3 protein-coding genes are annotated in these 13,352 nt (G+C 47.3%); all 3 read left to right on the forward strand.

The window, feature by feature from the left end:
- Nucleotides 1-14 precede the first annotated feature (14 nt).
- Genes ACSV5M_RS00390 through fabD form a run of 3 tightly spaced genes read left to right on the forward strand, consistent with a single transcriptional unit; the run spans nt 15 to nt 13,336 of the window.
- On the forward strand, nt 15-6,308 hold the full coding sequence (locus ACSV5M_RS00390; protein WP_439173372.1) for an HAD-IIIC family phosphatase: 6,294 nt from the start codon (nt 15-17) through the stop codon (nt 6,306-6,308).
- 57 nt (nt 6,309-6,365) lie between these two features.
- Complete coding sequence (locus ACSV5M_RS00395) at nt 6,366-10,064, forward strand: beta-ketoacyl synthase N-terminal-like domain-containing protein (RefSeq protein ID WP_439173374.1); 3,699 nt, start codon at nt 6,366-6,368, stop codon at nt 10,062-10,064.
- 26 nt (nt 10,065-10,090) lie between these two features.
- Nucleotides 10,091-13,336: an ACP S-malonyltransferase gene (fabD, locus tag ACSV5M_RS00400; RefSeq protein ID WP_439173375.1), complete on the forward strand. Its 3,246-nt coding sequence runs from the start codon at nt 10,091-10,093 to the stop codon at nt 13,334-13,336.
- Nucleotides 13,337-13,352 lie beyond the last annotated feature (16 nt).

The following is a 13,352-nucleotide window of genomic DNA, read 5'->3' on the forward strand; positions in this document are numbered from 1 at the left end:
CATGGAGCGATTTTATGGAAAAGACGAGGAATGTTGGCCTTGATAAGCCACACAAGAATATTACTGAATACCTGAAAGCCAGTATCCAGGCAATCAGCGGGAAGCCGGTAAAACGTTCAGATGAAACTCGTAATATTATGGACTTGGGGATTGATTCGATCAGCCTGGTATCCATCTCTGACAGCATTAAAAAAGACCTTGGAATTGAACTGCCGCCCACGGTTTTTTTTGAATATCAAAGCATTTCTGATCTCGCTCGCTTTCTTGAAAGTGATCATCCAGATGCACTAACGTTACAGGCAGCACCAGCCTACCCTGGCAATGGCGAGGATAAAGCCTCGGCAGTTCCTGCCAAGAACAATGACAAAGCCGCCGGTACTGATTTCACGCTCGATCAAATATTTAGCCAATTTCCTGCTATAACACCGGCGCACCAAGATCATACCAGCGCCTTATGTCGCCATCACATTCCGCTAAACGAAGATATTGCGGTCATCGGTATGGCAGGTAAATTTCCCGGATCAAAAAACCTTGACGAGTTTTGGAAGAACCTTGCGGAACAAACTGATCTATTCCGAGATATACCCGAAGATCACTTTGAGTATAAAAAATGGCGTGAGGAAAATCCGGATGTGCCCGATGCAATGTATTGTACTCGCGGCAGTTTTATAGATGACGTTGATAAATTTGATGCAGCTTTTTTTAATATTCCACCGCAGGAAGCGGCCATTCTTGATCCCCAGTTACGTCACCTCCTTGAAGTGATCTACCACACCATAGAAGATGCCGGTTATGCAAATAAAATTCGTGGTACCAATACGGGTATGTACGTGGGGGCCTGCTTCCACGATTATGAATTGGAGTTGGTTCGACACCTGGGCGAGATGAGTCCTTATTTCGGTATTGGCAATGCACTTACCATGCTGGCAAACCGCCCCTCCTTCTATCTAAATCTGAAAGGCCCAAGCTTACCACTCGATACAGCCTGCTCAGCATCATTAGTTGCCATTAATTCGGCATTGAGTGCGTTGCGCAATGGTGAGTGTGACATGGCGTTTGTGGCTGGCACCAATCTGGTGTTAAGTCCCCTGCATTTCCGTTATTTCTGTACTATTGGTGCGCTATCCAAGTCAGGTGGCAGTTATCCATTCGACAGTCGTGCCGACGGCTACCTGCCCGGCGAGGCGGTTGCTGCAGTGTTGTTAAAGCCTCTGTCAAAGGCCGAGCAAGACGGTGACCAGATCCATGCTGTTATCAAAAGTTCCGCAGTCAATCACGGTGGTTACAGCGCATCTTTTACTGCACCCAATGTAACCCAGGAAGCAGCCGTTATCGAGAAGGCTCTGAAGGCCGGTAATCTCCCTGCCGAAAGTATTTCTTATATAGAAGCACATGGTACGGGGACATCACTGGGAGATCCGATAGAAGTTAATGGATTGAAACTTGCGTTTAAAGATGTCGATCACCGTCACAATCGGTGCGCGCTTACTACTGCTAAAGCACATATTGGTCATGCCGAGGGCGCGGCAGGCATTGTTGGCTTGTTAAAAGTCATTCTTTCAATGAAACATAAAACCATTCCGGCCATGCCTCATTTGCGTGACGTGAACCCTTATGTAACTTTGGAAAATACGCCTTTTGTCATTCCTCGTACCAATCAATATTGGCAGCCCAACCCCACGTATCCTCGCCGTGCCGGTATCAGCTCGTTCGGTATTGGTGGTGCTTATGCACATGTGATAGTCGAGGAATATTCGTCGATAAAGTCAACGCCGTCATCAGAGGATATGCCGTCGGTCTTTGTCGTATCAGCCAGGTCCAGGGAACGATTGATGACCTATGCCGGCAACCTTGCGCAACGTATTGAATTAAAAGCTTCACTATCCAATACCGACGTTACCCTGCCGCATCTCGCGGCGCTGGTCGCCAATGCGACACACGGCAGAATCCAGCTACACGATCAACATACATTGATCGCGGATATAGGCTTCCATTTGAATGATTACATGGCCATCACGAAAGCCATCGAGGAACACTGGCAAATATCGGTAACGCCTCGTCTGATTGCACTGCAATATTCTGTGAATGATTTACTGAATGCGCTCAAGAAAGCCCATGCCACCACACCTGTCCACTTCGAAACTGAAGACAGTTTACAAGACCTGGCCTTTACCATGCAGACCGGCAGAGAAGCCATGGCGCATCGCCTTGCGATTGTCGCGAATAACAAGCGCGAATTGATTGAAGAACTGCGACATTTCGCATGCACCGGTGAGACAAGCGAGATAGCATTTTTTAATACCCTATCCGACGATCAGGAACTGGACGATTTTCTCGATTGTCCCGAGGGAGAAAACTTCATTGGTGCCCTTGCACGCAGTGGACGTTTAACCCAGCTGGCCAAACTTTGGGTTAAGGGAGCCCACATCCCTTGGCAACATATACCAGCAAACCGCCAGGCGAAGCTGACCAGCTTGCCCCATTACCCTTTTGCACGACATCGTTACTGGTATACGGATGATGCGGAAAAACTGGTCAGCCCACCCATAACACTGGCTTCACCAAACATCGAGTCACCGAAGTATTCGTCAGATATCCATTCACTGGTCAAGAATATCTGGTTGAAGTATCTGAGCGTTCCGGACATTCAGCCTGACGATAATTTTATTGCCCTGGGTGGGACCTCTATTACTACCACACAGGTGGTCACCGAGCTTAACCGGAAATTATCACTGGACATTACTATCGGAGCATTCAGCCAGTGCAACTCGTTTAATGATCTTTGCACGCTGATCGAACAGGAAACAGGAACCACAACGACAACAACGTCCGACGAATTCGTTATACCGATATCCCAACGTCACGATGATATTCCCCTCAGTTCAGACCAACTGCGTTTATGGGTACTGTCCCAGATGTACCCGAACAATACGCGCCACAACATTTCTGCGGCTTATCGTCTTAGAGGAAAACTCGATAAAGCACACTTACAGCATGCACTTAATGTACTTGTTGCACGTCATAAATCCCTACGAACGATCTTTGCGCTGAAACAAGGAGAGCCTGTCCAGAAAGTGGTCGATCATCTGCATGTTGACCTGGAGTGGTATCAGTTAGCCAAACATACCTCTCCTTACACCATGATTAACCAAGCTGCCCGAACGTTGTTTGATATCACCAAAGGCCCCTTACTTAAAGTCACGCTAATTGAAACCGGCGAAGATGATTACGTACTGTCAATCGTTGTGCACCACATCATTGCTGACATAAGTTCTTGCGATATTATTGCCAGGGAGCTGATTCAGATTTTTAGCGCCGTTGTTGATGGCGCAGCCCCTGATCACCACTTGTCAATGAATGGTCAATTCACCGACTATCTTGTCTGGCTACATAATCAGGATGGCAGCCGAAAGAAGAAGGATCTCGACTTCTGGCAAAAATTTTTAGCAGATGCTCCCGCCAGTCTGAACCTGCCGCTGGATTTTCCTCGCCAAACTCAACAAACTTTCCGTGCGGAGCAGGTTTCCTTCGAATTGGACAGCGAGATCTTTACCCAGCTTGACGCACTGGCCAGGCAACTCAAAGCAACGCGTTTTTCGTTGGTATTTTCTGTCTTTAACTTATTGCTGGCTCGTCTCTGCCAGCAGGACGATATCCTCATTGGCGTGCCTAATGCGAATCGTCATCTTCCCGACACACGCAACATGGTTGGCTTCCTTTCCAACACGCTGGTATTGCGCAGCAAAATCAATCTTCAGGGTACGTTCGATGAACTCATTGAACATACCAAGGCCAGCCTGTACCAGGCTTTTGATCATCAAAGCGTCGGTTACGGTGACGTGGTAAGTCATTTGAATATACCTTCGCCCAAAAATCACAACCCGTTATTCCAGATTCTCTTCAATATGATTGAGCGAGACGAAGTCGTTATGTACGACAATGACTTGCGCTTGTCGCTCATGGATATTCCGTTGATTACGCTGGACTTTGATATATTGTTTACGGTTGATATTCGAGGGGACAACCTGCGTGTCTTTATGGATTTCAATCCGGATCTGTTTACCACCCAAACGGCCACCCATATTCTCGAATCGTTTCAGCGCATACTGCGCGATATAAGTCGCGCCCAAGCCGACAATCGCGCCTATGATCTTGTTTCCACACCTTTACTGGTGGAAGCTGCGTCCTCAAGCATCGCACAGAAGCCCAAGCTGATTATATCCTCAACCTTTACGGCCGAACCGCTCGCGGACTCTCTTCAGTTCTGGCTTGATAAAGTGCAACTGGATTTTGTTCTTGAATTTGCGGCCTATAATCAGGTGTTTCAAAGCCTGCTTGATCCCGGATCATCACTCAATCAGAATCATGACGGCATGAATCTGGTGTTGGTCCGCTATGATGATTGGCTGCGTTTTGATACAGATAGAAGCATACCTGCGGAACAACGCAAGCGTGCTTTTTTTGCAGAATTTTTAGCAGCATTGCGCTTCAGTACCAGCATGCAGAGCAGCCCCCTGATCCTCGCTATATTACCTTCTCACAACGAACACATTGAGCTTCATCATCAACTCAATCAAGAGCTTGCTGATGTTGTTAGTTCATTACCCAATGTTCGTTTACTTGATGCGGCTTCCGTCATCCAAACCTATCCTGTCGCACACATTTTTGATGAGATTGCTGACAACGCTGGACATATCCCCTACAAGCCCGATTACTTTACGGCGCTTGGTACATCACTGATACGTAAAGTCAGGTCATTGGCTACCTTACCCTATAAAGTTATCGTACTGGATTGCGATAACACACTTTGGCAAGGCGTAGTAGGCGAAGTTGGACCGCAAGGTATCGTGTTTGATGAGGCTCGCCTTAAGTTTCATAACTTCTTGATTGAACAATCGAAACGCGGTGTATTGTTGTGCCTGGCCAGCAAAAATATAGAAGATGATGTTCTCGCTGTTTTTAACAGCCGTGCCGATATGCCGTTGACGCGGGAAAATATCCTGACATGGAAAATTAATTGGCAGCCAAAATCTGAAAACCTGAAACAGCTCAGCGAAGAACTGAAACTGGGCCTGGACAGCTTTATCTTCATCGATGACAACCCCGTCGAATGTGCGGAAGTCGAATCAGCATTACCACAAGTACTTACCATCCAATTTCCACAGGAAGCTGAAGAAATTAATCATCTTTGCTACAGCATCTGGGATCTCGATATCCATACCGTGACCGATGAAGATAAACAACGCACGGCGATGTATAAGCAAAACCTTGAACGTCATCAAGCAGAAAACCAGGCCGGCTCATTTGAAGATTTTCTATCCAGGCTCGAGTTAAAGATAGATATTGCTGATATGGATCAAGACTCGGTTGAGCGTGTAGAGCAATTGATGCAGCGTACCAATCAGTTCAATGCCACCACCCGCCGTCATACCGCGAGTGAGATGAATAGCAAAATAAATCACGAAAATTATGAATGCAAAACGTTCCACGTCCGCGATAGATTTGGTGATTACGGTCTGGTAGGTGTGCTTTTCTATCAGGTCAACACCGATCACATCCGATTGGATAGCTTCCTGCTCAGCTGCCGGGTGCTGGGCAAGGGAGTAGAACATCACATGCTGAACTCCGTTGCTCAAAGGGCCGTGGAACTCGGCATTGACACCTTGTATCTGGAATATGATGCAACCGAAAAAAATGTTCCCATTCATATCTTTTATAAATCCATTCCTGCGGCCTGCTGGCATGAAACAGAGAATTATTTTTCATTAAACAGCACGCAAGGCGCATCCCTGCGTTTTGAGCCAAGTCATGCTGAGAAGCCGCGACAAAGCCGTATGGAAGATGCTGAAACTACACAGCCCAAACCCCAACAAAGTACAAAATCACCGCGAGCTATGGCCGTTATTGCCAGAGAACTTAATAGTCTGGACAAGATTTCGGCTGCTCTACGTGAGACATTAAAAGGCCGGTCACCATCCTCAAAGACACAGCCAACAACCATTCCTGCCAATGAGTTGGAAGCAACGCTCGCGCTCATTTACGGGGAGATTTTACGCACAGAGCACCCGAATACCGAAACCTCCTTCTTCGATCTTGGCGGTACATCTCTACAACTCATTGAGCTGGCTAGCCGAGTGAGCGAGCAGATGGAAAAAAGCATTCCGATTACTACATTGTTTCAATTTCCATCGATTGCATCTTTAGCCAGACATTTATCAGGCTCAGATGAGAAAAAAGGAAAAATGAGTAAAGCCAGAGAAAGAGCGCAACGTCAACGGCAGATGATCAGGCGCCTTCAAGTCGCATAATCGGGCTGCCCGTTATCACAAAACCTACAGACCAAACATGAAAAATAGGGATAAGTCATGAAACATGAATCACATACAACCTCCGATTCTACTGCTATCGCGGTCATTGGTATGTCTTGCCGTTTTCCCGGAGCCGATAATATCGACCAATTCTGGAATAATCTGAAAAACGGTATAGAAAGCGTTGAGATCCTTAATGACCAGGATCTCCGCGAAAGCGGCGTTACAGAAGAGGTGTTTAACCACCCAAACTATGTGCGTTCGGCCCCCGTTTTAAATAACGTAGAAATGTTTGATGCAGGTTTTTTTGGCTTTAGTCCAGGAGAAGCCAAAATTCTTGATCCGCAACGTCGATTGTTTTTAATGTGCGGCTGGGAGGTTTTTGAAGATGCGGGATACAATCCTTATTCGCTCGATATTCCTGTAGCCGTCTATGGGTCGGCTGGCGTAACTCAATACTACAATGCGAAATTATGTGGTAACGATGAGATCTATCAAACTGCTGGTGAGCAGCAGATATTGATCAGTAATGACAAGGATCACCTACCGACCCACCTCTCCTATAAACTGAATTTAAAAGGCCCGAGCATCAATGTTAATACCGCTTGCTCGTCATCTCTGGTCGCTGTGCATCTAGCCCGCATGAGTTTGCTGTTAGGTGAATGTGACATGGCCGTTGCGGGTGGCGCATCAGTGATGGTGCCTCATAAGGCCGGTTACATGTATGTAGAGGACAGCATATTGTCGCGCGATGGGCATTGTCGCGCGTTCGATGAACAAGGCTCAGGTACCCTGTGGGGTAGCGGTTGTGGTGTAGTGTTACTGAAACGCCTGGAAGATGCGTTGCGCGATAACGACAATATTCGAGCCATCATTCGCGGTTCAGCGATCAACAATGATGGGAATGAAAAAGTCGGCTACACCGCACCCAGTGTTGAAGGACAAGCAGAAGTTGTTATACAAGCGCTGGCTTCTGCAGATCTGGAGCCACGTGATATTTCTTATATAGAAGCGCATGGAACCGGTACAAAACTAGGTGACCCTATTGAAGTCGCGGCATTGATTAATGTGTTTGACGAGTTTGAGCAATCCGACAGTCACTGCCTGATCGGTTCGGTAAAACCCAACATTGGCCATCTCGGTGCGGCGGCAGGTATTGCCTCTTTCATCAAGAGCGTACTCGCATTGGAACATAAGCAAATTCCACCCAGCATCAATTTTGAAACACCCAACAAAAAAATTGATTTTTCCAGCTCTCCATTCCAGGTTAACAATAAATTAACTAACTGGACGCAAGACGTCAGACGCCTTGGCGTCAGCTCTCTCGCTGTCGGTGGGACGAATTGTCATATCGTTATGGAAGAGGCTCCATTACGCATCACACAACAGCCGGAAACTAAAGGCCCTATCGCGTTGTTTTTGAGTGCCCGAACCAATAATGCGCTTATGCAACAGGCCTCCAACCTCGCGAACTATTGCCTGAACAAAGATAACGTAGCATTGGAAGATATCGCTTTTACCCTACAGTTTGGTCGCAACAGCTTTGAAAAGCGTGCGGTAATATTGGTCGAGAATATTGGGGACGCCATTGTCAAGCTGGACCGTCTTTCCGCTGGTGAAGATGATGCTTACTGTCATATCGGGAACCTAAATAGTTTTTTATTTCCTCCCCGGATAGCCAACACGACGCTTGATAGCATCAAGCAATGGCTCAATCAGGAGGCCGTGGATTTGGCGCAGGGGGACAGTACAGCCGGAAAACGCATTGCTTTGCCAACCTATCCGTTTGAAATGCAGCGATACTGGATTGATTTTGATCGCAAACAAACGAGTCTCTCTCAGGAATTCAAACTAAATAATAAAACCGGGCTGCCCGGCGAATGGTTTTATGAGCAGTCCTGGCAACGTAAAACCTTACGGCCCCTGATTCAAGAGGAACTGGTCTCTGGTGCACAATGGCTTGTCTTTTCAAACAACAACAGTTTTTGCAATCGCCTGGTTCAATCTCTGCTGGATCTCGGGGAGACCGTAGTGGTTGTCACCCAGGGCGAAAGTTTCGAAAAACTTGGCGAAGGCCGCTATCGGTTAAATCCTGCCCATTTCGCTGAATACGATTCTCTGGTCCAACACTTACAGGAGTCTTTTGAACTACCTAGTCGGGTGCTGCATTTGTGGACGGTGGAAAGTCGGAATAAGGATGCGCACTCGGTCAACCTGGATACCTTCCGCAGCACGCAATTTAAGGGCTATTACAGCGTATTGAATTTAGTGCAATCCCTGAATCGACATAAATTCAATAGCGAGTTGTCCATCAAGGTGTTGACCAGCGATATGCATGACATCACCGGCAGCGAAAAAAATCGCCCCGAAAAAGCCTCCATCATCGGTTTAGTCAAAGTGTTGCAGCAAGAGTTTCAGAATATCACTTGCCAGGCAATTGACTTGTATCTCCCTACCAAAAATTCTGACGAAGAAAGTGCGCTTTTGCAGCAAGTGCAGAATGAAATCCGCTTTGACCAGGCAGACATTATTTGCGCCTTCCGTAACGCGCGCCGCTGGGTTCAAAGCTATGAGCGTATAGAGATTGCTGCACAGACCAGCAAGCGCAGCCCGATAAAAGTGGGGGGCACGTACCTGATATACGATGGCTTGGTGGGCATTGGACTGGAAGTATCCAAGACGCTGCTAACAGAATATAAAGCTACTGTGCTGGTTCTGGGTGATGTCTCCATGCCACCACAACAGGAATGGGATAACTGGCTGACAACTCACGACCCTAAAGAAGATATTTCTGTAAAAATCGGAGGGTTCAGGGAGCTGGCTGAGCTGGGTGGTATTTTCCTCGCGCCCATGCCTCAAGATAATAACCTAGCCGAACTATCAACATTGATAGACAAAGCGGAACAGCAATATGGAAAATTCAACGGCATTATCCATTGCTCTGGCGGCTCAGCCAACGGTCACGTGCGCGCAGTGAACAAAGCGTCTTATGAGCTGACCGAACGCGACTTTATTACTGTCCCTTATGCATTAATGGCCCTTGATAGCGTATTCGAAAAACGCGATCTGGATTTTCGCCTGGTGATGAGTTCACTCGGCTCAATTCTCGGTGGAATTCTGTTTGTTTCTTATGGATCCTCAAACTGTCTGGCGGCGTCTTATGCCGAATACAGCAACGCACATAAAGCCTACCGCTGGAATGTGCAGTGTTGGGATTCGTGGGATATCGAATGGAAGATTGTTGATTATAAAAACACCACACTTCACGACAACATTACAGATCGTTTGCGCGCAATTGCACTGACTGTAGAGGAAGGATTGGATTGTTTCCATCGAAGCCTGGGCTACGATTCACGCTATCACATCACAATTTCTTCCACCGATTTGCAAGCACGGATTGATAAATGGGTAAACAAGAAAACCATGGAAGGCTTTAAAGCCGATACATCCAAAGCACAAAAACGGCATCCGCGCCCCGCGCTCAGCACGGACTTTGCAGAACCGATCAATTCACTGGAAAAAACACTGGCATCTGCCTTTGAGAAGCTACTTGATATCGATGCTGTTGGGCGGCATGACAACTTTTTTGAATTGGGCGGACATTCTCTGTTGGCAACGCAGTTAATTACTGAGCTGCGTAGCACGCTGAATGCCGACATGGCTATCTCCGATGTTCTGGAAAGCCCCACGGTAGAAAAGCTTGGCCTGATATTACAGGCTGAAAGCCATGTAGCTGTAGAAAATGAGCCGGTGTAAACGGCTCAATCGCGGGGGTAAAGCAAATGTCGCAAAAGCAATCTACAGCAACAAGGCCCGTCGTATTCATGCTGCCGGGCCAGGGTAGCCAGTACTATCAAATGGGTCGTGAGCTGTATGAACAGCTCCCCCGCTTCCGCTATTGGATGGAACGTCTTGATGAAAAAGTTAAGGCGCGAGCTGGTTTTTCAGTAATCGCTGAGCTGTTTCGAGCAGATCACGGAAAAAGCAAACCTTTCACTGACTTGAAAAAATCTCATCCGGCTATCGTACTGGTGGAGTATGCGCTGGCAAAAACGATCATGGAGGTTGGCATTACTCCGGATTTTTTTATTGGCGCCAGTCTTGGTGAATTTTCTGCAGCATCGCTGGCGGGTGCCATGTCGCTCGATACGCTTTTTGATCTGGTCCTGCATCAAGGAGAAGAACTTGGTGCACAAAAAACACCGATGGGGATGACCTCAGTTTTTCTGGAAAAAAGCCGATTGTTGTCCGTTATCAAGCAGTACGAATGCGAAATTGCCGGAGAACACAGTGCCTCACACTTTGTAATAGCAGGCTACAAGGATGCACTTGACAAATGCCACCAGATTTTTCGATCAAGTGATATTCCCTTTCAACCACTGACAGTCAACCAGGCTTTTCACTGCAGCCTGTTGGATAACGAGAAAAACAGGGTTTTACCGTTTATTCTGGCACAACATTACACAACATTAAGCACACCGCTGTTTTCCTGCGCAAGGCGGGAAAAATTATCCGTCATCTCTCAGGACCATTTCTGGAACGTCATTCGAGAGCCCATTTTTTTTCGCTCAATAATTCAATTAGTCGAGCAGGAGGGTCCGTGCATCTATCTGGATCTGGGTCCCTCTTCCACACTAACCAATTTCGCCAAAATGAATATCAGCAGCGACTCAAAGTCCGAGTTCTATACATTGATGGATCCTTTTGGTAGCGATCTGCTACGACTTGAAAAGCTGTTGACCCATTTTGGTAAATCTACTGCTGACCTTCTACGCAACACCAGCCAAGGTAATGCCCCTATGAATGCTTATGTTTTCCCCGGTCAGGGCTCTCAATTTGTCGGTATGGGAAAAGAGCTCTTTGCAGACTTTCCCGACATGGTCGCAATCGCCGATGATATCCTGGGCTACTCTATTGAAAGTTTATGCACACAAGATAAAGACAAAAAGCTGAACCAGACCCAATACACACAACCAGCATTGTATGTGGTAGAGGCCTTGTCTTATCTAAAAGCGGTACGGGAGGGTGAACAACCAGATGTCGTAGCAGGCCATAGCCTGGGTGAGTACTCCGCGCTTTTTGCCGCAGGTGTCTTTGATTTCGCGACCGGTCTTAAGTTGGTTAAACGTCGCGGAGAACTGATGAGCACCGCAAAGATTGACGGTGGCATGGCCGCTGTACTCAACATCGATGCTGATCGAATAGCCAATACACTTCAGAAAGGCAATCTTCATGAGATTGACGTAGCCAATTTCAACAAGCCCACCCAAACAGTCATTGCTGGCCCCAAGGACCAACTGGCTGTTGCTGCACGATTATTTGAACGCGCCGGAGGCAATTTTGTACCTCTGAACGTCAGCGCTCCGTTTCATTCCCGCTACATGCAACCCATACAGGCGGAATTTTCCGCCTACCTGCAACAGTTTGAGTTCCAACCGCCGCGCATCCCTGTTTTATCCAATGTGACCGCAAGGCCTCATGAGTTCAATAAAATAAAAGAACAACTTGCACAACAAATCAGTCGCTCCGTTCTTTGGACGGATACCATTCGCTATCTGATGAGCCAAGGGGATTTCCAATACCGTGAATTGGGTCCCGGTGATGTATTAACCAAGTTGATTTCAAGCATCTTACAACAATGCGAACCGCTGCAGCACGCTGTCCCATTAGCGAATTACCGCGAATCCGACTATTCTGACAAACCGCTATCACCATCCCCATCAAGTAGTATTCATAATATGACACCGGATACGGGCAGGGTCATTGGTAATGACCATGGCCTGGCTAATTTTTATCAAGTACAGTCAAACTATGTGATCAGGCCGTTAGACTATCGTCAGCACGAACTGATTAGCGAGCTCGCAAAATCGGGATCCTTGATATTCGCCGCACTCCAACACGATGCGGCTATTAAAGATGAACGAGCCATCGATAAAATTTCAGCGCTCAGCAAGCGCCACCCAAATCTCGGGGTTGGCGTTACCGCCGATATTATTTACCCGGAACGCGAGGCGGTACTGATTGAGCGGCTACTGGATACCGACATTCAGCATTTCTATATAAAACATTATTTCCGCATTTCTACGGCTTTAACCAAACTGAGAATTAAAACCGCCTTGCGCAAAGAGCAGCGCGGAACCTTGATGGCTGAAGTCAGCAGCCTGGAAGAGGCTCGGCTTTTCTTGCGCTCACCAACCAAAAAAATGATAGAGCAGCTACAGTCTTCCGGAGAGATCACCGCCCAGGAAGCCACTCAGGCACTGGATATCAATCTGGTTGATGCCATTGTATATAACGGTGATTGGCGTGAGCTCCAGTCCCTGATTCAGCTACGTGACAATTTTTTTAAAACTGAAATTTCCGCACAACAGAAGAGACCCTATATTGGTAGCACGGGAGCGATAGGATCACCAGTATCTATCGCACGAGCCATTAACTGTGGCGCTGATTTTGTTTGTGCTGGCGACATCTTCCTCTGCGCACAGGAATCCGTGCTGGATAGTACCGTCAAGAATTTACTGCGGCATGCCGACAATTCCAATTTCATACAGATTCCGGATGCAGACCTGTTTGAGTTTGGCTGCAAAGCTTCTGTGATTAACAGCCAACCAGATTACATCTACGCCGCCACCAACCTCTACTCATTGTGGAAAAAGGAGTCCTCACTGGAGACGTTGAGTGATGCGAGCAAGGCCTTCCTCGAAACGCATTTTTTTACCGAGGGCCTGGAGCGAGCCTGGGATAATCTGGTAGAGCAAAACCGCTTTTTCAGTCGCGAGGACATTACAGCGGCAAACGATAATCCGCGCCTTAAAATGACGTTGCTTTTTAAACATTATTTGAAGCAAATGCAACAAACCTTGTCGCTACCGACGGACGAACTGGATCGCGAGATTGCCGATTTGAACCAATGGTTTGCCAAAAATGGTGAATCACCCTGGAATGGTCGGGGAGCACAAGGCATGGTGAATCATCTTGTTGAGACAGCGGCGAGGATGATTGACCAGAACATGAAGTTGGCGTCCTAACGGTACAGGAAGGGAC

This window comes from Cellvibrio sp. ARAG 10.3 (assembly GCF_051846955.1).
In the GTDB taxonomy this organism is placed as follows: Bacteria; Pseudomonadota; Gammaproteobacteria; order Pseudomonadales; family Cellvibrionaceae; genus Cellvibrio.